The organism is Neobacillus sp. 114, assembly GCF_030127045.1.
Classification (GTDB): Bacteria; Bacillota; Bacilli; order Bacillales; family Cytobacillaceae; genus Neobacillus; species Neobacillus rhizophilus.
Genome location: NZ_CP126144.1, coordinates 340927 through 363937, shown reverse-complemented (window position 1 = coordinate 363937; position 23011 = coordinate 340927). Strand labels below are relative to the sequence as shown.

The following is a 23011-nucleotide window of genomic DNA, read 5'->3' as shown; positions in this document are numbered from 1 at the left end:
TAAAAATAAGGGAGGAAATATAAATGGCAATGTGGTTCCGACTATTAATGATTGGTTACTTTTCCTTAACAGCAGCTGGGCTTCTGACCTTCCAAGGCATCGAAATTTACCATGCCTTTATCGATTTCTTTAAACAAAAGTAAAAATAAAAATAAGGCTGCCCCCTAAGTATTGATGAACTTCGGGGGCAGCCTTTTGTTATTCTTCTTCTTTCATCGCTTCTACTTTTTCTTTCACTTCTTCGATATTTCTCATTTTGTTATCCCAGCATTTTTGACTTAAATCCACCGGGTAATGCTCTGGATTCAGCATCCGCTTGTATTCGTCCCAAAGAGCAGCCAAATTTTGTTTTAAATAATCCCGGGATTCCTCCAAACAAGGAATTTCATAAACATATTCCCCGTTTACAAAAATATCCTCATGAAGTTCTTTTGCTGTAAAATTCGTGACCACCTTATTTAAATACGTATGGGTCGGATGGAACATGCGCAGCTTCTTTTCTGGAAGCTTTTCACCCTCCATCGCGATATAATCCCCTTCCGCATGATGGTTTGTATTATTGATAATCCGGTAAACCTTTTTCAGGCCCGGGGTTGTTACCTTTTCAGGGTTGGAAGAAATTTTAATCGTATCCTCCATTTCACCCGCTTCGTTTTCAATCGAAACGATTTTATAAACAGCACCTAATGCAGCCTGGTCATAGGCAGTAATCAATTTCGTGCCAATTCCCCAGCTGTCGATTCTCGCGCCTTGCGCCTTCAAGTTAATAATCGTATATTCGTCCAAATCGCTCGAGGCAAAGATTTTTGCATCCTTAAAACCTGCCTCATCCAACATTTTCCTTGCCTCCTTGGAAAGATAGGCAAGGTCCCCGCTGTCTAGGCGAATTCCGATGAAATTAATCGTGTCCCCCAGTTCCTTTGCCACCTTGATGGCATTTGGCACGCCAAGGCGAAGCGTATCATACGTATCCACTAGAAAAACACAATCTTTATGGGTCTTGGCATATTTATGAAAAGCAGTATACTCATCCTTATAGGCTTGCACCATGGAATGGGCATGTGTCCCGGCCACAGGGATCCCGAACATTTTCCCCGCTCTAACATTGCTGGTAGCTTCGAAGCCGCCTAGATATGCAGCTCTCGTTCCCCAAATAGCGGCATCCATTTCCTGAGCCCGTCTTGATCCAAACTCCATCGCTACTTCAGTGCCGACAACCTGCTTGATTCTTGATGCTTTCGTGGCGATTAATGTTTGATAGTTCACAATGTTAAGCAAGGCTGTTTCAATGAGCTGCGCCTCCGCAAGTGGTGCTTCCACTCGCAAAATTGGCTCACTGGCAAAAACAAGTTCGCCTTCCTTCATGGACCGAATGGTTCCAGTGAAACTCATCCCTTTTAAATAGTCTAAAAAATCAGCCTGGTAGCCTACTTCATTTTTCAAATACTCGAGGTCTTCCTCACTAAAACGAAAGCCCTGAATAAATTGGATGACTTTTTCAAGACCGGCAAAAACGGCATAGCCATTTCCAAACGGCTGCTTGCGGAAAAACAATTCAAAGACAGCCCGTTTATTGTGAATGCCGTCCCTCCAATACGTCTCTGCCATATTAATCTGGTAAAGATCTGTATGCAGACTTAAACTATCATCATGATAAATGTGTTTCATAATTGACCTCCGAGGTACTAATACAGCTTTTTACTATTATATCCCATATTACCATTAATAAGTCTATATAACCACAGCGCCTAGCGACTGTTCGAAGTGGCCTAGAGCCCACTCATGCCCCGCTGGATTAAAGGAAGCAACCGCATCCTTGTAAATAACAATCTTAAAGCCTTTGTTATAGGCGTCAACGGCGGTATGGAGGACACAAATATCGGTACATACACCAACTAGGTGAACCTCCGTGACTCCCCGCTCGCGCAGCTTGATTTCAAGGTCTGTCCCAGCAAAGGCAGAGTATCTTGTTTTATCCATATACTGGACATTTTTCCGTTCCTTATTTTCCTCATATACTTCCTGCAGCGCCCCGAATAAATCCCTTCCCGAGGTGCCGCGCAGGTTATGGGGCGGAAATAGCTTTGTTTCCGGATGAAATTCATCACCTTGGTCGTGAACATCAATAGCAAAAACAACATATTCGCCGCTTGCAATAAACTCTTTTGTCAGTTCTACAATCTTCCCCTCAATAGCCTGCCCTGGTGCGCCACAGGTTAATGCCCCGGCATCGGCAACAAAATCAAACGTATAATCAATATTTATTAACGCCCTTTTACCCATGTGAAATCGCTCCTTTTAACCGTGTCATGACTTATGTCTTTAATTCATTATACACAGTGTTTGAAACCTTTTCACACAATTAAAAATTTATAAAAAAGTCCGCTCCATCTGGAACGAACTTTCGCGATTGTATATATTTTTTCCTCTAGCTATATCGTTTTCCCGGAACCCAATCCGTCGGCCGGTCATTCGGACGAATATCATCATAGGGCACGAAGACCTCTAAATGGCGGTATAGGTTTTCGAATTCTGCAGGAAGCAAGCCGCCAAATTCACCGTCTAAATTCAACTGCACCTTTTCATCAGAATACACCTTTACCCGGTTTGCTTTGGTATAGAGCACATTTGGGTCATTGACATGCTCACCGCGGACGGCCAGTGTCGCAACCCGAATAAATTCAGCCAGATTTACTTTTTTCAAAATCAGCAGCGAAAACAACCCGTCGTTAATAGAGGCATCCGGAGCCAACCTTTCAAATCCGCCGATGGAATTGGTCAAGCCAATGAGAAACATCATTGCTTCCCCTTCGAATATTTTTCCATCATATTCAATCTTGAGGTCGGATGCCTTAATCGAAGGCAGCATTTCCATTCCTTTTAAGTAATAGGCAAGCTGACCAAGCATGGTTTTTAGTTTGCTCGGAACCTCATAGGTCAACTCGGTAAGTCTGCCCCCGCCGGCAATATTAATAAAGTATTTGTCATTAATCCGTCCAATATCAACAGGAATAAGCTCCCCGCGTGTGATAATATCAACTGCAGCAGAAAGGTCACGCGGTATGTGCAAAGCCCTGGCAAAGTCGTTAGTTGTACCGGCCGGGATAATCCCAAGCCTCGGGCGGTACTCCTGCTCAGCAATGCCGTTAACCACTTCATTAATTGTTCCATCACCGCCGGCAGCAATGACCACATCGTACTGACGTTCCACAGCAATCCGCGCCGCCTTTGTCGCATCGCCCGCACCTGTTGTCGCGTGGCAAGATGCTTCATATCCGGCGAGTTCTAATTTTTCAAGGATTTCCGGTAAATGACGTTTGATCAATTCGCGTCCGGAAGTAGGATTATAAATCAGTCTTGCTTTTTTCATCCATCATCATCCTAATTTTAATATCAGCTTATTATTTCTATATTCTACCAATTTATGCGGTGCGTTACAATTATGCCTTACATCCTATTTTTAGGCAAAAACGTCCCTTTACTATAATACCTTTGTTTTATTTTTTTGCAAAAAATAAGCGGACTAAATTTAAAAGGAAAAATGGACGGCCCCTGACCCGAAAGCTTTCATACATACGCTGTTTCCAATTCGTGAAAAATAATCAAAATAATACCATTTATTTATGATAGAATAAAAGAAAAATTCTATTACAAGGGAATGATTCTAATGTTCTCGTGGCTGCTGCTCGCTTCCTATATTATCGGAAGTATTCCAACTGCATTGATTATAGGAAAACTGGTCTACGGTATTGATATCCGTGACCACGGTAGTAAAAACCCGGGCGCTACCAATACGCTGAGAGTTTTAGGTAAAAAGTCCGCCGCCTTTGTGCTGGTGATCGACCTAGCCAAGGGAGCATTGGCTGCGGCACTCCCGTACTTTTTCCAGCTTGATGCAGAACCGCTTTACTTTGGTCTCGCAGCAGTAGTTGGCCATTGCTTTCCCATCTTTGCCGGCTTTCGCGGAGGCAAGGCCATTGCCACAACCGCTGGCGCTTTGTTGGTTGCCAATCTTCCGTTGCTCGCGATTGCTTACATTACCTTCTTTGCCGTTATTTTTTTGACCAAGTATGTTTTTTTCGGTTCCATATCTGTCGGACTCAGCCTGCTGGTCGTTGATCTGATGTCGCCGAAACTGGATTTTGAACTGATATTTCTCCTATTCTTCTTCTTGCTAATCTTCCTGCACCGTTCTAATATTAGAAACTTCATTCTAGGGATTGAGCCAAAGATTAATGACAAAAATTTAAGCAAAGACCGGATTCCCCCTAAAAATGGCGGGATTAAATTTTAAATGGAAACTCGCCGATTGGCGAGTCCGTTAGGACGGTTCATGAGGCGTAGTTGAAATTATTCTTCTCATTAGCTAAAAAAGGGCTCCGAATCGACCGTATTTGTCGCCGGGGCCCTTCATTTTACTTTAATAAGACAGCCATGATGCTGTTTGCAACCGTCTGCCAAATGGAGGCATCCGTTTGATACGAGGCAGCTAGCTGCTTATACATAGCAAGCTGTTTTTCCTGAAAACCCTCTGCATCCTTGTCCGGCAGGGCAGCACGTTCTCTTTCCACCCTCGCCTGCACTTCCGGTGCGCGCGGACCCCAGACTCCTATTTCATTTCCTTCTTGGTCGATAAAAATAAAGATTGGAATCGCCCTTGATGTTCCATTGGTCAAGTATTGGTCCATCAATTCCAGATTTTGATCGCGCAGGACCATCCGTACTTCCATGTCCGCTGCCTCGGCAATTCGCAGCAATACCGGATTATTCAGCAGCGCATCCCCGCACCAATCCTCTGTCAAAACAATTGCCCTCAACTTCCGAGGCTTTAGCGTTTCCATTCTGGTTGAATCCTCTTCCTTTAAAGCAAACTTCTCATAAATGGATAGCATTTGTTCCTTATTTCGAGTCATCGCGCCAATGTACTCATTGACCGACATTCCTTTTTCGAACCAATCATTTAAATTCATCATTTCCCAACCTTTCCTTTTTCTTTTATGATAAACATTTTAAATATTAATTACAAAAACACCGCTTGCAGCTGACTATCATATTATTCTAAAAATATTAATCATTATTTTAGTAAATCAATATTTTGGTAGTGGAATTTTATACCGCAAACAGATAAAATATAAATACTGCAGAAAATATTATTCTAAATATTTTCTGTTTTTAAAAAAAGGGGGTAAATGTATGTCCAATGAAACTTTACAACTTGTTTCGATTGGAATTTACTTGGCCGCGATGCTGTTTATTGGCTGGTATTCCTATCGAAAAACAAGTAACTTAACTGATTACATGCTCGGAGGACGTTCTTTGGGTCCTGCTGTAACCGCTTTAAGTGCCGGTGCTGCCGACATGAGCGGATGGCTCTTAATGGGACTGCCTGGGGGAATTTATGTAACCGGTTTAGCCGATGCCTGGATTGCTATCGGTTTAACAATTGGTGCTTACCTGAACTGGTTATTAGTTGCACCGCGCCTTCGCTCTTATACGCAAGTAGCAAATGACTCCATCACAATTCCTAGCTATCTAGAAAACCGCTTTAAAGACAACACGAAATTGCTCCGCATTGTTTCAGGTATTGTTATTCTTATTTTCTTTACTTTCTATGTTTCATCAGGGATGGTTTCTGGAGCAGTCTTTTTTGAAAATTCCTTCGGTACAAGCTATCATACTGGACTTTATATTGTTGGCGGCGTTGTTGTGGCCTACACCTTGTTTGGCGGATTCTTAGCCGTAAGTTATACCGACTTCATTCAAGGCTTAATGATGTTAATCGCTTTACTTCTCGTCCCTGCACTTGGGATTTTTAAAACAGGTGGCCCAGCAGAAACGTTTGATACGATTCGCGCCATCGATCCGACCTTACTTGACTTTTTTAAAGGAACTACTACTCTAGGAATTATTTCAGCAATGGCTTGGGGACTTGGCTACTTTGGCCAGCCGCATATCATTGTCCGCTTTATGGCCATCAAAACAGTTAAAGAAACAAAAAGCGCTCGCCGAATTGGTATGGGCTGGATGATTTTCTCGCTAATTGGCACGATTTTCACTGGATTCATTGGACTTGCTTATTTCCATGAGCATACTGAGCATGTGTTAAAAAATCCAGAAGCAGTCTTTATTTCGCTGAGCCAGATTTTCTTCCATCCGTTATTTGCCGGATTTGCCTTAGCCGCGATTCTGGCAGCGATTATGAGTACAATTTCATCTCAGTTGATCGTTACTTCCAGTGCGCTGGTTGAGGATTTGTACAAAGTAGTCGTGAACAAAAAGGCATCTGATAAACATTTAGTTTTCTTAGGGAGAATGGCAGTACTTATCGTAGCTGTTGTTGCCTCTGCACTTGCCTTTAAGCAAAACAGCACAATCCTTGACCTTGTTGCTTATGCATGGGCAGGCTTCGGTGCCGCGTTCGGTCCAGTCATCCTATTAAGCTTGTTCTGGAAAAAGATGACAAACTGGGGCGCCCTGTTTGGAATGATAGTAGGGGCTGTCACAGTTATCGTTTGGAAAAATACCGGACTCGGCGATACGCTTTACGAAATCGTCCCAGGCTTTGTTTTCAACCTTGTCGTATCTGTTGTTATCAGCATGATCACGTATAAGAAAAATGATGTGGTTGAGAAAGAGTTTGAGGAAAGCGTACGGTTGTTGAAACAGTAATAGAATAGATATTTAAAAACGCTCGGATAATAATATCCGGGCGTTTTTTTACTCTTTGAATGCTTTTGCTAGGGAATCGAGTTTAACTACCGTTTTCCAGTTCCTCACAGTCGCAGGAACACCTAACTTCGGAAGCTGTTGTGCCAGCTTGGAGGTCCGAATGCTTTGACGGAGATACAAATAGACATCTTTTCCCTCTATTTTAAATTCATCCTGATTACTTTGGATGGAGCCCAATTGCTGAACACCCTCCTGTGAAGGTTGACCTGCCAAAAATGCCACCTGTATACTTTCTTCCTCTTTTAAAGACTCCGTCGGGAATGGGCATGTCCGGATGATTCGTTCAAAACCCTCCGCTGTCCTTAAAACAACGGGGACCGGAAATCCAAATTTCTTGGCGATTTCATCTTCCAACAGTTGGGTAAGCTTTTCCGGCTTCTCGTTTGATTCAAATAGGACGTTCCCGCTTTGAATATAGGTTTTGACCTTTTTTAGCCCTAGCTCTTCCAATAGACTTTTTAAGTCTGCCATTTTAATAATATTGTGCCCGCCAACATTTATGCCTCTTAACAGTGCAATATAAATGGTCATATTAAGCCCCTCACTTTTTCCCGCTTTTCTTTCAATCTTACCATTTCTTATCATGGATAAACGAATTGAACTGGTTTGGGAAGGAGTTTTTTGGAAGTTTAGAGAAAAAATAAGTAATAAACATTTTTGGGAGGTTTTATTGATGATTCCACAACGAGTAAGCCTGGTTACTATTGGTGCCTATAATCTGCCTGCACTGCGTGCTTTTTATAAGTCTTTGGGCTGGGAGGAAACCGAGTTTAGTTCTGACCAGTATGCTGTTTTTAAGACGGCTGGGGTGCTTATTTCTCTGTTTCCAATTGAGGAGTTGGCGAAGGATGCCGGGATTGAATTTGGAGGCTCTGTTGAACATTATCGACCTGTTACCTTGGCGATTAATGTGGACCATAAGGAACAGGTAGATGAAGTGATGGGAAGAATTCGTGAAGCAGGGGCAAAAATCTTACGAGAGCCAAGCGATGCTTTTTGGGGCGGACGGACAGCCTACTTCGCCGATCCTGAGAATAACCTTTGGGAAGTCGCCTGGAACCCGAGCTCGGTGTTTGATGAGCGGGGGGCTATGATTTCTTTCTAATTATTTTGATTTGGTATTTTCATAACTACCTGGAATCTGAGCCTAGTCTACTTAGGGCTTTATGAACACTTGATAACTCCCTGGCATCGGATTCCGGGCTCCTTCGGGCGTTATGAAAATTTCATAACTACCTAGTCCTCAGGCTCAGCTGCCTTTCAGTCGTTATAAACCCTCCATTACTACCCGAACCACGGGTTCGACTACCTTTCGGGCGTTATAAACCCTTCATAACTACCTAAGCCACGGTTTCGACTACCTTTCGGGCGTTATGAACCCTTCATAACTACCTGGACCTCGGGCTCGACTGCCTTCCGGCCGTTATGAACTCTTCATAACTACCTGGACCTCGGGCATAACGCCCGAAAGTCAGTCGAGCTAGTGGCTGGCCCTTCCCCGCCATTGCTTATCCAATATTCTGACTTGCCGCCTTCCTCTTAAAAAATAATTTCATCATCGGCGGAGTAACCAATGTGGACACCAAAGTCACAACAACAATTATGGCGAACATGTCCTGACTTAGAAGCTTGGTCTCCAACCCAATATCGGCAATAATCAATGCCACCTCGCCGCGGGATACCATCGCAGCACCAATTCCCAAAGCACTGCCCCAAGAAAATCCCGCTAAAACAGAACCAAGAGATGCACCAATTAATTTCGTAAAAACAGCTAAAATACTCAATAATACGATTGGAATAATGTTTTCCCCAATGCCGCCGAACTGTGCGGTCACACCAATTGAGGTAAAGAACACTGGTACAAAGATGGAATAACTGATGGTTTCGACCTTTTCAAAGATTTCATGTTTGAAATCCGTTAAACTGATTGCAACACCTGCGATATAGGCACCTATAATAGCCGCAACTCCTGTAAATTCCGCTAAATAAGCATAAACAAAGCAAATTATCAGGGCTGACGATATAACCGTTTCTGATTCCTTTAAAACAGAGAATCTTTTTAAAAATAACGGGACGACTGCCCAGCCAATTAAAAGCGCCCCTGCGAAAAATGCTACCTTTTTTAAGATGACAACAGTTAGATTAACATCCCCGCCTGAAAGGCTCATTAAAAATGCCAACGCTATAATGACTACTACATCATCAATTACTGCCGCTCCCAAGATAGTAGTGCCTTCCCGGGTTTTTAGCTGATTCATTTCTTTTAGCGCTTGTACGGAGATGCTGACGCTGGTGGCTGAAAGCACCAAGCCTAAGAACCAAGATTGTAAAGCTGTCATTCCAAGCATAAACCCAGCACCATACCCGAAAACAAGTGGAAAAATTATACCGCCAAATCCCACGTAGGTTGATGCTTTTCCTGTCCTCTTAAATTCGTCCAGATCCGTTTCCAATCCAGCGATAAACATAAGCAGGATAACACCAATTTCACTGAATTCCGATAAGGTCTCCGTTTCATTGACCAACCCCAATACGGAAGGTCCCAAAACAATGCCAATCAAAAGGGTGCCGAGAACGGATGGCTGTCCAAGTCTGACACTTAGACTTCCGGCAACTTTAGAAGCAATTAAAATGATAGCCAATTGGAGAATTAACATATTACACCCCTCTCTCAACTATTAGCATTTGTTTTAAGCAAGCCATAAATGCAACACTATTATAAGACTTCTATCACCCACAAATTCTCTCCCTCTCCCCTGCTAATCAAACGTTTAATTAAAAAGATAATAATCCTTATTAATTAAAGGATTCAGATAAAATTAACCTTAATTTCTTGTCGAAAAGATGCGTCCCAATCAAACGTTTGATTAAATTCCATGAATACCAGTAAATCAATGTTTCCCTAAGACTTGTTCAAAAAGCAGTCGCCTTTTGGCAGATGGTATTTTCAAATTTCCCTAAGACTCATCTAAATTTGATATTTCCATGTCAATCAAACGTTTAATTAAATAGCATTAAACACCTTTAAAATAAGGATTAAATAAAAAAAACACCTAAAAAATCTGCCAAAATATGCCTTAAATCAAACATTTGATTGAATCACCGCTTCTTCTTAGAAAAATATAGCTTTTTCTCTTCTACAAGGGCGGAACAATGTCGTATCACATACCTTGTATTTCATTTGAAAATCTCAAATCAACTCGAAAAATAAAGCATCTCGACTTATTTCCCATCCTTCGACACTTAATTCCAATCTACAACATCATTCAAACGTTTGGTTATTTCAAGAGCAAAGCCTTTTCAACAAAGGATTTTTTCCCGGGAAATGGTGCAGCGATTGTCGAATATTGCCCCGACATTATCTGCAAAGAAACTCCTTTACAACATGCAAAAACCGGCAGAAAAATTCTACCGGCTTGCAAGCTTATCTCTTATTCAATTCCTGCACTAACAACTGATTCACCAATTGCGGGTTGGCTTGTCCCTTTGTCGCTTTCATGATTTGCCCAACAAGGAAGCCAGTAGCCTTTGCCTTACCACCCTTGAAATCTTCAATCGATTTCGGATTGTTATCAAGAATCTCACCAATAATCTTCAAGAGTGTTCCTTCATCGGAAATTTGCACAAGCCCTTTGTCTTTGACAATCTGCTCGGCATCTCCGCCGTTTTCGATTAACTCTTTAAAGACAGTCTTGGCAATCTTCGAGGATATTGTGCCATTATTAATCAATTTGATCATACCGGCTAGGCCTTCTGGCGTTAGCGAAACATCGTGAAGTTCCTTGCCCTCAGCATTCAGGTAAGCGGAAACCTCACCCATGATCCAGTTAGACGCCATTTTTGCATCAGCACCTGCTGCTACTGCCGCTTCGAAGAAATCAGCGGTTTCTTTAATTACAGTCAGTACTTTTGCATCATAAACTGGGAGGCCAAGCTCTTCGATATAACGCTTTTGACGCTCATCTGGAAGTTCAGGAATTTCGGCTCGAATCCGGGATTTCCAGTCTTCGTCAATATATAATTCGAGAAGGTCAGGTTCCGGGAAGTAGCGATAGTCATCGGAGCCTTCCTTTACCCTCATCAGAATGGTCGCACCCGTTGCCTCATCAAAGCGGCGTGTTTCCTGATCGATTTTTCCGCCGCCCAAGACAACCTCGCGCTGACGTTTTTCTTCATATTCAAGACCTTTTCGTACAAAGTTGAACGAGTTCAGGTTTTTCAACTCAGTTTTTGTTCCGAATTCCTCTTGCCCGACTGGACGAATCGAAATATTGGCATCACAGCGCAGTGAACCCTCTTCCATTTTACAATCGGAAACGCCTGTATATTGGATAATGGACTTTAATTTTTCCAAATAGGCATAAGCTTCATTTGGAGTTCGAATATCCGGCTCAGAAACGATTTCAATCAGCGGCGTTCCTTGACGGTTAATGTCCACTAATGAATAGCCTTTTTCATGGTTCAGCTTGCCGGCATCCTCTTCCATATGAATCCGGGTTATGCCAATCCGTTTTGTATAACCGTCCACTTCAATTTCTATCCAGCCATGCTCGCCAATTGGCTGGTCAAATTGTGAGATTTGGTAAGCCTTCGGGTTGTCCGGATAAAAATAGTTTTTCCGGTCAAACTTCGTATGTGTGGCAACTTGGCAATTCAGCGCCATTGCTGCTTTCATCCCATAATCGACTACCTTTTTGTTCAGAACTGGCAGCACCCCTGGGTAACCAAGGTCGATGACAGTCGTATTTGTATTCGGCTCAGCACCAAAGTGGTTTGGGCTGGACGAGAAGATTTTTGATTCTGTTTTTAGCTCTACGTGGACCTCAAGTCCAATCACTGTTTCGAATTCCATTCTATTCACCCCCTACAATTGCGGCTTCTTTTTATGATGGTCGGTTGCCTGCTCGAACGCATGGGCAACACGATAAATAGTTGCTTCGTCAAAATGCTTGCCAATAATTTGCAGACCTAACGGCAGTCCGCCTTCAAAGCCGCATGGAACTGAGATTCCCGGCACACCGGCAAGGTTCATTGGTATTGTCAGGATATCGTTCACATACATCGTTAACGGATCATCAATGTTCTCGCCAATTTTAAAGGCAGGAGTTGGCGTTGTCGGTCCAATAATTACATCATATTTTTCAAAAACATTTTCAAAGTCCTGCTTAATCAATGTTCGTACCTTTTGCGCCTTTTTATAGTAGGCATCATAGTAACCGGAGCTTAATGCAAAGGTTCCGAGCATAATCCGGCGTTTTACTTCCTCGCCGAAGCCTTCTGCCCGCGTCTTTTTATATAAATCAAGTAAATTTTCTGCGTCAGGTGTTCGGTAACCGTAGCGGACACCATCGAAGCGGGCCAGGTTGGCAGATGCTTCTGATGAAGAAATTAAGTAGTAGGCAGCAAGGGCATATTTGGAATGCGGCAGTGAAACCTCTTCCCACTCAGCACCAAGACCTTCAAGAACCTTAAGTGCATCCAATACAGATTGGCGGACGGATTCTTGCACACCTTCGCCAAGATACTCTTTCGGTACAGCGATTTTTAGACCCTTCACATCACCTGTTAAGGCTGAAACAAAGTTTGGAACATCCACGTTTGCTGAAGTGGAGTCCATTGGGTCTAGTCCGGAAATGGCCTGTAATAAATAGGCATTATCCTCGACTGTCCGTGTGATTGGACCGATTTGATCAAGCGATGACGCAAAAGCGACAAGCCCAAAGCGGGAAACCCGGCCATAGGTTGGCTTCATGCCGACAACACCGCAAAAAGCAGCTGGCTGGCGGATGGAGCCGCCTGTGTCAGAGCCCAGTGAAAATAGCACTTCTCCAGCTGCAACGGATGCCGCTGAACCGCCTGAAGAACCGCCTGGGACTCGGTCAAGATTCCATGGATTCCGAGTCTTTTGGAAGCGGGAATTCTCGTTAGAAGACCCCATCGCGAACTCGTCCATGTTTAACTTACCGATCGTTACCGTTTCTGCCTGCTGCAGTTTTTGAACTACTGTAGCATCATAGATTGGATCAAAGTTTTCTAATATTTTACTTGCACAGGTTGTCCTGAGACCTTTTGTGACGATATTGTCTTTCACGCCGATTGGCATGCCGTACAGCAACCCTTTTGTGGCATCCAGTTTGTCATCCAGGGCCTTTGCAGCTTGTCTGGCACGCTCTTCATCTAATGTTAAAAACGCCTGAACTTTATCATCGACCTCGGCAATCCGCTTATAGGATTCGTCAACCAGGTCAGAGACTTTCAGTTCTTTTTTATGTAAAAGCTCATGAAGATCTGAAACTTTATGGTCAAATAAACTCACACTAATAATCCTCCTACTCCCCTAAAATAGATGGCACTTTGAATTGGCCGTCCTGATGCTCCGGCGCATTTTTCAATACTTCCTCACGCGGCAATCCTTGCTTTGGGATATCCTCGCGGAGAACATTTTTCATATCAAGCACATGGTATGTAGGAGCCACATTGTCCGTATCCAGTTCATTTAACTGTTCAGCAAATGTGATGATGGCATCAAGCTGCTTGGTGAACTTTTCTGCCTCATCCTCGGTAATCGCAAGACGCGCCAAATTGGCCACGTGCTTCACCTGGTCGGTTGAAATTCGCGACATGTCTAAGTTACCTCCGATTATTGTCATTTAATATTGATGATACCAAACTTTTTCGCTTTACCGCAATGATTACTCTTTAAGTATGGACAAGAGTTTTTAATTTTAGTTCAATTCGGACATTGAAAGTGCCTTTTCCAAAAAGAAAAAGCACCCTATTCAGGCGATGGGTGCCTTGTTACTGATAATATTACGCGCAGCTCTTACTGCCTCGACATATGCATTTCCTTTTTCTTTTAGTTCGCTGAAGTTGCGTTCTTCTATTAATTTAGAATTGACTAAGCTTCCTCCGATTCCACAAGCTACCGCGCCGGCTTTAATATAGGACTCAATATTTTCTAACGAGACGCCGCCTGTAGGGATAATAGGAATATGAGGAAACGGTGCCCCGACATCCTTAATATACTTTGGTCCAAGATTCCCGGCTGGGAAAACCTTCACGGCATCCGCACCCCATTCAACCGCTTGAATCATTTCAGTTGGGGTCATCACACCCGGAATCGCTATTTTGCCATAACGCAGTGCAGTTCTAATCACCTCTTCAGAAAGGCTAGGGCTAAAAACAAAATCTGCACCTGCCGAGATAGCACGATGAGCGGATTCACGGTCAATAACCGTTCCCGCTCCGATAAGAGCTTGACCTTTAAACATCTGCGAGTATTTTTCAATTGTTCGGTATGCATGTGGTGAATCTACAGTAACTTCGAGTGCCGTCACTCCGCCCTCAACAAGGCTTTCAATCACCTGTCCGACGATCTCCTCGGGCACCCTGCGGATGACTGCGATAATGCCGCTTTCGACTAATTTTTGCAGCAGCTGTACTTTCGGTATCACGAAAATCTCTCCTTCCCACTACTATCTCAAGATTTCTTCAGCGCGATCGGGAGCTATTTCAGCCCAATATGGATAACCCTCCACATCACCCGCCACTGTTACAGCAGAAGCGCCTACCCGGTTTCCTAGGGAAACGGCATCCTTATAGGACCAGCCGCGAAGCAAGCCCGATATGAAGCCGGCAGCAAACCCATCGCCCGCACCAACAGTGTCGACTACCTTCTCAACTCTGTACCCGTCGACGAATTCCTGCTTGTCTCCATCATTGTAATAGGCTCCGGAATCCCCGAGTTTCACAACGACCGCCTTTGATCCATTTTTAATTAATCGCTCAGCTATTTTCTCCGGTGTTTTTTCTCCTGTAAGAATCAGACCCTCTTCAATACCCGGCAAAACGATATCGCATTTACCGGCAATATCCATTAACACTTCACGCGCTTCTTCCTTTGTCCAAAGCTTCAGGCGTATATTTGGGTCGAAAACAATCGCCACCTTATTTCGTTTGGCTGCATCAATCGCATGATAGACAAGCTCTCTGCAGGATGGACTTAACGCTGGTGTGATACCTGAAATATGAAGGATTTTCGCTTTGGCAATTTCACTTTCCTGCAAGTGAGCTTTTCCCATTCTGCTTGCCGCCGATCCGGCCCGGAAATAGTTTACTTTCGGATCTCTTCCATCTTGCCGTTCCTTAAAAAATACTCCTGTCGGGGAGGCAGGGTCAAAGGCTACCAAACTGGTATCGACCCCTTCACCGCGAATAAAGTTACGGATGTATAGACCGAATTCATCCTCACCGAGACGGCTCGCCCAGCTTACCCGATGGCCAAGTCTAGCGAGAGCGATGGCCACATTGGACTCTGCCCCGCCGATGGTCTTTTCAAATTGACTGACATATCTTAGCGGCCCTGCTTTTGAGGGGTTTAATAGGATCATTGTTTCACCAAATGTAAGAACATCCATTGTTTCTCCCCCTAACTTTTACCACTCTGCAATGCTGCCGTCTTTGTTGCGCCAAATTGGATTTTTCCAATCGTGGCCAATCTTCGCCATTTCTTTTACATGCTCTTCATCTACCTCGATGCCTAAGCCTGGGCCCTCCAGTATTTTCACATAGCCATCTTCATACTTGAAAACTGAACGATCCTTAACGTAATCAAGCAAATCACTACCTTGATTGTAATGAATTCCTAGGCTTTGCTCCTGAATAATTGCATTTGGCGTACAGAAATCCACCTGTAAGCATGAAGCCAAAGCAATTGGACCAAGCGGGCAATGAGGAGCAACCGCTACATCAAATGCTTCCGCCATAGCCGCGATTTTCTTCATCTCGAGAATTCCCCCAGCATGCGAAACATCCGGCTGGATAATATCAACATATCCATCCATCAAGAGCTGCTTAAAGCCCCAGCGTGTATACTGTCTTTCGCCAGTTGCGATTGGCGTTGAAGTATATCGGGCGATTTCCCGTAATGCCTCATTATTTTCCGGAAGGACTGGTTCTTCAATAAACATTGGTCGATACGGCTCTAATTCCTTGGCAAGGATTTTGGCCATTGTCTTATGGACACGTCCGTGGAAGTCAATGCCGATGCCCATGTCTTTACCGACTACTTCACGAACAGCGGCAATCCGGTTGAGGACACTTTCCACACTTGAGAAGTTATCGATATAGTCCATTTCTTCAGTGGCGTTCATTTTCACTGCTGTAAAGCCGGCATCAATCTTTTCCTTAGCCGCGCTGGCTACATCGCTTGGGCGATCGCCGCCGATCCAAGAGTAGACGCGGATTTTATCACGTGCCGCCCCGCCAAGCATTTCATAAACAGGCATATTGTAGAATTTCCCTTTAATGTCCCACAGTGCCTGCTCAATTCCCGAAATAGCACTCATCATGATTGGACCGCCGCGGTAAAACCCTCCACGGTACATCACCTGAAAAAGATCTTCAATCTTCCGTGGGTCCTGACCAATTAAATAGTCACTAAGTTCCTTTACACAAGCCTCAACCGTGCTCGCCCGGCCTTCAACGATTGGTTCGCCCCAGCCTTCTAAGCCATTATCCGTTTCAATTTTTAGAAAGAGCCAGCGTGGTGGGACTTTGTATAATGTTAGGTTCGTGATTTTCATAGTAAATTCGCCTCGTTTATATTATTTTTTAAATCACGCTTATGCTAAGACTATTAACCCTTCACACTTCCGCCTGTTAACCCTGCAATGATATAACGTTGGGCAAATAGTGCGATTACTAGTACAGGTGCCGTAATGATGACAGATGCAGCCATCAGACCACCCCAGTTAATTTCCGAATAGGATAGGAAATTAAAGATGGCAATCGGTAAGGTTTTCGTGTTATCACCTGCTAAAATCAGTGAAAACATAAAGTTATTCCATGAGAAAATGAACGCCAAAATGGATGATGTCACAATTCCTGGCCCTGAGATTGGCAGCATAACTTTGACAAACGCCCCTGGAATGGAACAGCCATCGACGCGTGCTGATTCCTCAAGCTCATGTGGTAGTCCTTCAAAAAACGGAATCATAACCCAAATGATGAACGGCATGGTCACAAGCATATGGCTGAGAATCAGCGATGTGTATGTGTCAATTAATTGAAGTTTTGAAAAGATAATAAACCACGGGATAAGGAAAGAAATTCCTGGTACGATCCTTGCTACAAGAATTAAAAGACCAAAGCCTTGCTGCTTGAATTTTGCAATTGAATAAGCGGCAGGAAGGCCAAGGATGAGACCAAATAGGGTCGCCCCTGCTGCAACAACAAAGCTGTTCCATATAAAACTAAGAAAGTTGTATTCTTTAAAAACATTAATATAGTTATTAAAGTTTGCTGTAATTTCAAATATTTTTTCCGTATTAAGAATTTGTACTTGTGTTTTAAATGAAGCGAGCAACATCCACAGGAACGGGAGTAAGAACAAAAACAGTACAAAATAAACGCCGAAATGGGTGAAAATGGATTTAATCGGACTTTGCTTTTCACTCATAGCTGTACACCCGCCCTTTTCCGTAAAAGAATCGTGAAAATACTAATCGATAGAACGATGATAAAGAAGATCATCAATAACGCGGAAGCTTGACCAATCTTGAAGTATTGAAAGCCTAAAACGTACCCGTAAATGTTGGTCGTTTGGGATGAAGTCCCCGGTCCGCCCTGAGTAGTAGCATAAATAATATCAAATGTTTTTAACGCGTCAATCATCCTTAATAAAACAGCGGAATATAGCGTCGGTTTTAACAACGGAAGCGTAATTTTTGTAAACGACTGCCAAGGAGTCGCCCCGTCAATCATCGCTGCTTCGTAAGGATCCTTCGGCAGGGAAACAAGACCTGCTAGAACGATTAAGGCGATCATCGGGGTCCATTCCCAAACATCAATAAAAATTAACGAAGGCATAACGAGACTTTGTGAGGTTAACCATTCCTGACCCGGAATTCCGAGTTTGCTTAAGAATATGTTGGCAATCCCGATATTCGGTTCATAAATCAGTACCCAAATTAAGCCGACCGCAACTGGAGTTGCTACCATCGGGAGCAGGAATAAGGTTTTGACAACGCCTTTTCCAACGATATTCTGATTCATAAGAATCGCAATCCCAACCCCTAATACCGTTTCAATCAACACAGCTACAATTGTAAAATAGAACATTAACCAAAGTGATTTAAGAAAAAGTTCATCTTTAAATAATGCAATATAATTATCCAAAGCCACCCATAACGGAGGAGTCACATTCGACATGCTCCACTCATGAAAACTCAGCCAAAACGTATAGCCCACAGGCATGACCATCATTAATCCTACAAAAAGCACAGCCGGCAAGGTAAAAACCCACTTGATGTGACGGTCAATCCAATTTGTCATTCTTTTGTTCCTCCCGGAAAAGATTATGGTTTTGTTAAAACAAACGGCTTTCGGGCATGATCCAGTATTACAACCTAGATTGCTGACCGAAAGCCGATTAAAAATTTGTGCTAATTAGAACGGATTACTTCTCACTGTCCAGAATTTTTTGGAATTCTCCGTCAGCCTTTTCTGCAGCAGCCTTAACATCTTTGCCTTCGATACCAGCAATGATGATATCTCCGATGGAATCGCGTGCGCTTCCTACGTTGATCACGACTGGACGGTCATAAGAAGTACCAGTTTTACCATTTTCAGCAATAGATTCTGCTAAATCTTTCGGGAATTTAGCCGTTCCTTCTGCAGAATCCCAAACAGAAATTCGCGCACCAGGATTTCCTTCAGCTTGAAGCTTCGTAACCATTTCTTTGCTTTCTACCCACTTAATGAATTCCCATGCCGCATCTTTCTTCTCAGAGTTAGCGCCAATACCAAGTGCCCAAGATGTTACATTGTATGGCTTAGAACCATTAGGACCAGCTGGGAACGGAGCAAAACCAACTTTGTCAGCCACAGCAGATTTTGATGGGTCAGTTGCGTTTGTGAACAAGGAAGATGCATCAGTATAGAAAGCAGCTTTTCCTTGAGTGAACACAGCCATTGCTTCAGGCCAGCTCATGTTTAAAGTACCTTTAGGGCCATACTTGTTTAATAGGTTTCCATAATATTCAAATGCTTTTAATGCCTCAGGTGAAGTAAGGGTGGACTTTCCATCCTTCATAAAGTCGCCGCCAAAACCATATAGGAAGCTGGAGAACTGTGTAACTGCAGCAGCACGTTTACCACGGGCAACAAATCCAGCAACGCCATTTGCAGGGTCGTTTAACTTCTTAGCCGCTGCTTCAAGCTCTTCTAATGTCTTTGGAACTTCGATGCCGGCTTTTTCTAACAGGTCTTTACGGTAGTAAAGAACTTCCGTCTCTGTTACAAGCGGTAATCCAAAGTATTTTTTGTCTTGTTGCACGCTTCCTAGGGAAGAAGGAATAAAATCCTTTGTATAGTCTTTTTCTTTAGAAATATAACCTGTCATGTCTGCAAAGTAGCCGCTCTTATGGAACATCTTACCGTCTTGAAGCGGACGGAACATAACAACGTCGATGTTCTTAGAGTTAGATGCAAACTCAACGGAAGTTTTTTGTGTTAATTGGTCTTCAAAATAGCTGTCAATCTTTACTTTAATGCCAGTCTCTTTCTCAAACTCTGGCAATTGTGCTTTAATTGCTTCTGTCCAAGGATGGTTAGCAGCAACCAAGCGGATTTCTTGAACCTTTTTCTCAGTAGTCTTCTCAGGTGCCTTTGAACCTGTTGAGGAATCTGAACCGCTGCAGCCAGCAAGTGCAGAGCTAAGACCAACAGCTAAAGCAAGAACACCAGCAGCTTTTTTAAAACCTACAAAATTCTTTTTCATAATTTTCCCCCTTGCTGTTATTTTCACAAAAGTGATAACGGTTTCATTTTAAATTGTAGACCCATAATACGCATAATAGTTTGGTAGAATAATAAAATTAAAAATTCTCTTGCATGCAATTTTCCTTAAGCATTTAAATTACACGATTGTTGCGTTATCGTTTTAAAGCGTTTTCAAAAAACCTATAGATAAACAGCATTCTTAATATAATGAATAGAATCATAATGACCCTTTTCCTACATGCAAGTCCCCCTTTCAAAGGTTTAATAAAACAAAGCATTGTGGTTATCTGTACCCAATACTGTCGGAAATTCCCATTGAGGTATGGAGCAAGTTTTCAACAATTCGTTCTTTATTTTTTAACATTCTTTCTTTAGGGCCTGCTACGCTAATTGCGGCCTGAATCGTACATTCTACTCCATATATAGGAGCAGCCAGACAATATAACCCATCCTCATTCTCTTCATCATCAATGGCATAGCCTATTTTGGCGAACATGTCCAATTGCTCCTTGAGAGATGTTTTGTCCGTTATTGTCTTGGAGGTAATGGGCTTGAGTGTTAAGTCTCTTAGAACTTTCTCCCTGTGTTCAATTGGCAGAAAGGTTAAGAAGGCTTTTCCCAATCCCGTGCAATACAATGGCTTGCTTTTCCCTGGTTCCGCTGTGGTACGAATTGATCGATTGCTGTTGATCTTCGCCACATAGATAAGTTCAGAATCTGATAAAACAGCCATAAAGACAGTTTCCTGTACCTCTTCCATTAATCTTTTTAGAAAAGGCAAACCTTGGGCCGCAACATCGAGACAATTCATTGCTATACTTCCCAGGGGTATAAGCTTTGGTCCCAGCTTATATTTTTTTGAAAAATCGACCGTCAAATAGTTTGCTTGAAATAATGTCTCAATCAAACCTGACGTACTGCTTTGTGGAAAGGCAAGTGTCTCACTTATTTCTTTGATTGTTAATCCTTCTGGATGCTGCGCAAGTAACTCAAACACTTTTAACACACGCTCTGCCGATTTAACAGCCATCTCGGATCCTCCTCGAAATCACATATGTGATTCTATATCATGTATGTGATTTCAATTTTTATATTACTATACGTTGTAAACCCTTACAACACATTTTTTTCTACTAAACTAAAAAATCTGCAAATTTTTAAAAAACGTTGCAGATTTCAACATATTTCAATTCGGTTTGCCTTATCTTTTTACTTTCCTTTTGGGGCGTGAAAACAACTGCCAAATTTTAAACGGGATATAACCCAGAATTCCGCCAAAAGTATTTAAAATCAAATCATCCACATCGAAGCTGCCAAATTCAAACACCAACTGCAGTATTTCATAGGACAGACTTAAACTGAACGCGGCTAGCGTAACGGTCCTAAGTCTTTGAAACTTTTTTGCCAAGAGTGGTAAGATAAAGCCGAGCGGGATAAATCCAATCACATTTCCAGCTAGATTCTTCACTCGAATATCGAAATTGACATCGGCTATAAACAAATAAAAGTTAATGGTTTTAAAGGGAACAAAATTGTTTGAGCGCCAGTGGTATCCGTCATAGGTGAAATTAAAATGATTGATAATCTGTGATAGCGGGATATATTTAAATAATACGAGTTTTGTTAGAATGGCCAGATAAAGGCAAAGTACTAAAAACAGAAATAGTTTTTTTATTAGGTTCATGTTTTTTGCTGCTCCATAATAATTAATAAACTAACCATACCATATTTTAAAAATCATCGGGTTTTTAAACAAGAAATAATTTCACTGGAGGTTTTTGGATGGCTGAACATCGATTTCTATTAAAGGCAAACTGGCCTGGACTTCGGAATGATGTAGGTGAGATTGAAACCGCAAACCTAAAAACAAAGGTATCGATCCCGCCGGAAATGGACGGCCCGGGGGTCGGGACGAACCCTGATGAAATGCTGCTGGGTGCAGCTGCGACTTGCTATATCATCACGCTTGCCGCAATGATGCAGCGCAGTGGGCTTGATAAGGCGGGCTTAACGATGGAATCCGAAGGGATTGTCGATGTAACCAAAGGGGTTATTACGTATAAAAAAATTATCCATCGGCCGCATATCGTTTTAAAAGCAGATGCTTCCGAAAAGGATTTTGCATTAGCGCACAGGCTCGCCAAGAAAGCGGAAACCTCCTGTATGATCAGCAGAGCGGTGCAGGGAAATGTGGAGATTGAATTGCGTGCTGCGGTCGAGGCGGCAAACTAAAAGGGGCTATTGGGCCCCTTTTTCAATTAAAAAACTCCATATGCTTTTTTTCTTGTTTATAGTAAGCTAGTCTGTCTTGAAGTGTACCTGTGTGAAACTCAAATTTATGTCCATCAGGGTCGGTAAAATATAGTGATCGTTTATCCCTTTCGTCTCTTTGGCGGCCCGGCAGAATGTTGACCTGGAGTTGTTTCAGTTTTTCAAACATCTTAAGGAAGTCTGCCTCCTCGATTGAAAAAGCCAGATGGGTATAGGATTGTTGTATTTCATTTCTCGGTATATCCTTCTCCTCATTAAGGGCAAGCCATAAGCCGTTTAGATCAAAATAGGCTGTGGTCCTTCCTTTCACTAGCAATTTTGCGTCAAAAACACTTTGATAGAATTGTATGGATTTTTCTAGATTGGAAACGGAAAACAAAATGTGGTTTATTCCATGAATAATCATGATTCGCCCCCCTTCTAAATATTACCACGATTTTACTTTTGGATAAAAAAAACCCATGGCACCTTCATTCCATGAGCTGATAAGCTTCATTTTCTTTTAAATAACTTTGAAAAAAGTCCTTTCTTCTTATTTTGCTTTGGAATCACAATTTCCTTTTTTGTAAGGTAAATATCTTCTTTATCAATAGCATGATTCATTGCTAAAACTAAGCCGATGTCGGTGTCATGCTCCTTGTTGGTGACAATGGTGTGGCCAATATTGTGTTTGGATGCCACTTTTACATATTTGGATAATTGGGCGTAGCCCATGTTTCCGTTTAGAAAAAGATGTGCACCAGGATTTTTCTTCATTAACTGCCCTACTTGAGGGTACACGTCGGTTTCGCCTACTTGTTTTTTCGTAAGAGCGACAATAATTCGTTCGCGTAAAGATCCTAAAAATTTCCGTCTTTCCTCAGGCTTGGTTTCAATCGTTCCATAGATGCCTTGCTGCAAGACCTCGTCAACGGTTGGCTTTTTCAAAAAGAATCAACTCCATTTAAAGGGCTATTTACTTTGTATGATTTCTGTAAAGAAAACGTTCCAATCTCAGCATATCTGAGAATAAATGATGGCCATCCGCGAGTATTTTCACTTTATCCGAGAGTATTCCCCTCCTATCCGAGAGTAATTTGCGGTTACGAGAGTAAATCACAGTTATCCGAGAGTATTCCCGCGTTATCCGAGAGTAAACACACCTTATCCGAGAGTATTCACACCTTATCCGAGAGTATTCACACCTTATCCGAGAGTAACCCCAGCCACAAAGAAAAAATCCCTCTCT

General features: G+C 42.6%; 23 protein-coding genes. 4 read left to right on the top strand and 19 right to left on the bottom strand.

The window, feature by feature from the left end:
- Positions 1 to 198 precede the first annotated feature (198 nt).
- The 3 genes from QNN06_RS01825 to QNN06_RS01815 form a co-directional block, all read right to left on the bottom strand.
- Positions 199 to 1668 carry a nicotinate phosphoribosyltransferase gene (locus tag QNN06_RS01825; protein ID WP_213120864.1) on the bottom strand — a complete coding sequence of 490 codons (1470 nt, stop codon included), beginning with the start codon at positions 1666 to 1668 and terminating at the stop codon, positions 199 to 201.
- A gap of 63 nt (positions 1669 to 1731) precedes the next feature.
- Positions 1732 to 2283, bottom strand: coding sequence for a cysteine hydrolase family protein (locus QNN06_RS01820; RefSeq protein WP_213120865.1), 552 nt, complete (start codon positions 2281 to 2283; stop codon positions 1732 to 1734).
- A 145-nt stretch (positions 2284 to 2428) separates the two neighbouring features.
- The gene (locus tag QNN06_RS01815; protein WP_213120866.1) at positions 2429 to 3370 is read right to left on the bottom strand and encodes a diacylglycerol kinase; all 942 of its coding nucleotides are present in this window, start codon (positions 3368 to 3370) and stop codon (positions 2429 to 2431) included.
- Between the two features lie 297 nt (positions 3371 to 3667).
- Between QNN06_RS01815 and plsY the strand changes: the two genes are divergently transcribed.
- Entirely contained in the window at positions 3668 to 4294 is a 627-nt protein-coding gene (plsY, locus tag QNN06_RS01810) for a glycerol-3-phosphate 1-O-acyltransferase PlsY (RefSeq protein WP_217034231.1), read from the top strand.
- Positions 4295 to 4415: 121 nt separating this feature from the next.
- Here the strand turns inward: plsY and QNN06_RS01805 are convergent, their stop codons facing one another.
- Positions 4416 to 4970: a thioredoxin family protein gene (locus QNN06_RS01805; protein WP_217034230.1), complete on the bottom strand. Its 555-nt coding sequence runs from the start codon at positions 4968 to 4970 to the stop codon at positions 4416 to 4418.
- A gap of 223 nt (positions 4971 to 5193) precedes the next feature.
- On the opposite strand from QNN06_RS01805, the gene putP reads away from it, so the two are divergent.
- Positions 5194 to 6669 (top strand): sodium/proline symporter PutP, encoded by a 1476-nt coding sequence (gene putP / locus QNN06_RS01800; protein ID WP_213120869.1) that lies wholly within the window; start codon positions 5194 to 5196, stop codon positions 6667 to 6669.
- A 48-nt stretch (positions 6670 to 6717) separates the two neighbouring features.
- On the opposite strand, the gene QNN06_RS01795 is transcribed toward putP, so the two are convergent.
- The gene (locus tag QNN06_RS01795; protein WP_213120870.1) at positions 6718 to 7260 is read right to left on the bottom strand and encodes a DUF1697 domain-containing protein; all 543 of its coding nucleotides are present in this window, start codon (positions 7258 to 7260) and stop codon (positions 6718 to 6720) included.
- Positions 7261 to 7402: 142 nt separating this feature from the next.
- Here QNN06_RS01795 and QNN06_RS01790 point away from each other — a divergent pair, with 142 nt between their 5' ends.
- Positions 7403 to 7834, top strand: coding sequence for a VOC family protein (locus tag QNN06_RS01790; RefSeq protein WP_217034228.1), 432 nt, complete (start codon positions 7403 to 7405; stop codon positions 7832 to 7834).
- Between the two features lie 403 nt (positions 7835 to 8237).
- Here QNN06_RS01790 and QNN06_RS01785 read toward each other — a convergent pair whose 3' ends face one another.
- The 12 genes from QNN06_RS01785 to QNN06_RS01730 form a co-directional block, all read right to left on the bottom strand.
- Positions 8238 to 9386 (bottom strand): cation:proton antiporter, encoded by a 1149-nt coding sequence (locus QNN06_RS01785; RefSeq protein ID WP_213120872.1) that lies wholly within the window; start codon positions 9384 to 9386, stop codon positions 8238 to 8240.
- Between the two features lie 767 nt (positions 9387 to 10153).
- Positions 10154 to 11581, bottom strand: a complete 1428-nt coding sequence (gene gatB / locus QNN06_RS01780) for an Asp-tRNA(Asn)/Glu-tRNA(Gln) amidotransferase subunit GatB (RefSeq protein WP_217034226.1) — start codon at positions 11579 to 11581, stop codon at positions 10154 to 10156.
- A gap of 12 nt (positions 11582 to 11593) precedes the next feature.
- Complete coding sequence (gene gatA, locus QNN06_RS01775) at positions 11594 to 13045, bottom strand: Asp-tRNA(Asn)/Glu-tRNA(Gln) amidotransferase subunit GatA (RefSeq protein WP_217034224.1); 1452 nt, start codon at positions 13043 to 13045, stop codon at positions 11594 to 11596.
- A 13-nt stretch (positions 13046 to 13058) separates the two neighbouring features.
- Positions 13059 to 13352 (bottom strand): Asp-tRNA(Asn)/Glu-tRNA(Gln) amidotransferase subunit GatC, encoded by a 294-nt coding sequence (gatC, locus tag QNN06_RS01770; RefSeq protein WP_213120875.1) that lies wholly within the window; start codon positions 13350 to 13352, stop codon positions 13059 to 13061.
- A 156-nt stretch (positions 13353 to 13508) separates the two neighbouring features.
- A complete protein-coding gene (locus tag QNN06_RS01765) occupies positions 13509 to 14183 on the bottom strand; it encodes a bifunctional 4-hydroxy-2-oxoglutarate aldolase/2-dehydro-3-deoxy-phosphogluconate aldolase (RefSeq protein ID WP_213120876.1) in 675 nt (224 codons plus the stop codon).
- Between the two features lie 21 nt (positions 14184 to 14204).
- Positions 14205 to 15146 carry a sugar kinase gene (locus tag QNN06_RS01760; RefSeq protein ID WP_284036826.1) on the bottom strand — a complete coding sequence of 314 codons (942 nt, stop codon included), beginning with the start codon at positions 15144 to 15146 and terminating at the stop codon, positions 14205 to 14207.
- An 18-nt stretch (positions 15147 to 15164) separates the two neighbouring features.
- Positions 15165 to 16313, bottom strand: a complete 1149-nt coding sequence (dgoD, locus tag QNN06_RS01755; RefSeq protein ID WP_284036825.1) for a galactonate dehydratase — start codon at positions 16311 to 16313, stop codon at positions 15165 to 15167.
- Positions 16314 to 16366: 53 nt separating this feature from the next.
- Positions 16367 to 17188, bottom strand: a complete 822-nt coding sequence (locus tag QNN06_RS01750; protein ID WP_213120879.1) for a carbohydrate ABC transporter permease — start codon at positions 17186 to 17188, stop codon at positions 16367 to 16369.
- Positions 17185 to 18063: a carbohydrate ABC transporter permease gene (locus tag QNN06_RS01745; protein ID WP_213120880.1), complete on the bottom strand. Its 879-nt coding sequence runs from the start codon at positions 18061 to 18063 to the stop codon at positions 17185 to 17187. The genes QNN06_RS01750 and QNN06_RS01745 overlap by 4 nt, the downstream gene beginning before the upstream one ends.
- Positions 18064 to 18187: 124 nt before the next feature.
- Positions 18188 to 19510: an ABC transporter substrate-binding protein gene (locus tag QNN06_RS01740; protein WP_213120881.1), complete on the bottom strand. Its 1323-nt coding sequence runs from the start codon at positions 19508 to 19510 to the stop codon at positions 18188 to 18190.
- Between the two features lie 285 nt (positions 19511 to 19795).
- Positions 19796 to 20542, bottom strand: coding sequence for an IclR family transcriptional regulator (locus QNN06_RS01735; RefSeq protein WP_213120882.1), 747 nt, complete (start codon positions 20540 to 20542; stop codon positions 19796 to 19798).
- Between the two features lie 171 nt (positions 20543 to 20713).
- Complete coding sequence (locus QNN06_RS01730; RefSeq protein WP_213120883.1) at positions 20714 to 21196, bottom strand: VanZ family protein; 483 nt, start codon at positions 21194 to 21196, stop codon at positions 20714 to 20716.
- A 98-nt stretch (positions 21197 to 21294) separates the two neighbouring features.
- Between QNN06_RS01730 and QNN06_RS01725 the strand changes: the two genes are divergently transcribed.
- On the top strand, positions 21295 to 21744 hold the full coding sequence (locus QNN06_RS01725) for an OsmC family protein (RefSeq protein ID WP_213120884.1): 450 nt from the start codon (positions 21295 to 21297) through the stop codon (positions 21742 to 21744).
- A gap of 22 nt (positions 21745 to 21766) precedes the next feature.
- Here the strand turns inward: QNN06_RS01725 and fosM are convergent, their stop codons facing one another.
- Entirely contained in the window at positions 21767 to 22186 is a 420-nt protein-coding gene (gene fosM / locus QNN06_RS01720) for a FosM family fosfomycin resistance protein (RefSeq protein WP_372447647.1), read from the bottom strand.
- Positions 22187 to 22275: 89 nt separating this feature from the next.
- A complete protein-coding gene (locus QNN06_RS01715; RefSeq protein WP_213120886.1) occupies positions 22276 to 22710 on the bottom strand; it encodes a YueI family protein in 435 nt (144 codons plus the stop codon).
- Between the last annotated feature and the right edge of the window lie 301 nt (positions 22711 to 23011).

Bases quoted from the DNA above. Each gene is read 5' to 3' on its own strand.
- QNN06_RS01825 (WP_213120864.1), bottom strand. From the start codon at position 1,668: ATGAAACACATTTATCATGATGATAGTTTAAGTCTGCATACAGATCTT.
- QNN06_RS01820 (WP_213120865.1), bottom strand. From the start codon at position 2,283: ATGGGTAAAAGGGCGTTAATAAATATTGATTATACGTTTGATTTTGTT.
- QNN06_RS01815 (WP_213120866.1), bottom strand. From the start codon at position 3,370: ATGAAAAAAGCAAGACTGATTTATAATCCTACTTCCGGACGCGAATTG.
- plsY (WP_217034231.1), top strand. From the start codon at position 3,668: ATGTTCTCGTGGCTGCTGCTCGCTTCCTATATTATCGGAAGTATTCCA.
- QNN06_RS01805 (WP_217034230.1), bottom strand. From the start codon at position 4,970: ATGAATTTAAATGATTGGTTCGAAAAAGGAATGTCGGTCAATGAGTAC.
- putP (WP_213120869.1), top strand. From the start codon at position 5,194: ATGTCCAATGAAACTTTACAACTTGTTTCGATTGGAATTTACTTGGCC.
- QNN06_RS01795 (WP_213120870.1), bottom strand. From the start codon at position 7,260: ATGACCATTTATATTGCACTGTTAAGAGGCATAAATGTTGGCGGGCAC.
- QNN06_RS01790 (WP_217034228.1), top strand. From the start codon at position 7,403: ATGATTCCACAACGAGTAAGCCTGGTTACTATTGGTGCCTATAATCTG.
- QNN06_RS01785 (WP_213120872.1), bottom strand. From the start codon at position 9,386: ATGTTAATTCTCCAATTGGCTATCATTTTAATTGCTTCTAAAGTTGCC.
- gatB (WP_217034226.1), bottom strand. From the start codon at position 11,581: ATGGAATTCGAAACAGTGATTGGACTTGAGGTCCACGTAGAGCTAAAA.
- gatC (WP_213120875.1), bottom strand. From the start codon at position 13,352: ATGTCGCGAATTTCAACCGACCAGGTGAAGCACGTGGCCAATTTGGCG.
- QNN06_RS01760 (WP_284036826.1), bottom strand. From the start codon at position 15,146: ATGGATGTTCTTACATTTGGTGAAACAATGATCCTATTAAACCCCTCA.
- dgoD (WP_284036825.1), bottom strand. From the start codon at position 16,313: ATGAAAATCACGAACCTAACATTATACAAAGTCCCACCACGCTGGCTC.
- QNN06_RS01750 (WP_213120879.1), bottom strand. From the start codon at position 17,188: ATGAGTGAAAAGCAAAGTCCGATTAAATCCATTTTCACCCATTTCGGC.
- QNN06_RS01745 (WP_213120880.1), bottom strand. From the start codon at position 18,063: ATGACAAATTGGATTGACCGTCACATCAAGTGGGTTTTTACCTTGCCG.
- QNN06_RS01740 (WP_213120881.1), bottom strand. From the start codon at position 19,510: ATGAAAAAGAATTTTGTAGGTTTTAAAAAAGCTGCTGGTGTTCTTGCT.
- QNN06_RS01735 (WP_213120882.1), bottom strand. From the start codon at position 20,542: ATGGCTGTTAAATCGGCAGAGCGTGTGTTAAAAGTGTTTGAGTTACTT.
- QNN06_RS01730 (WP_213120883.1), bottom strand. From the start codon at position 21,196: ATGAACCTAATAAAAAAACTATTTCTGTTTTTAGTACTTTGCCTTTAT.
- QNN06_RS01725 (WP_213120884.1), top strand. From the start codon at position 21,295: ATGGCTGAACATCGATTTCTATTAAAGGCAAACTGGCCTGGACTTCGG.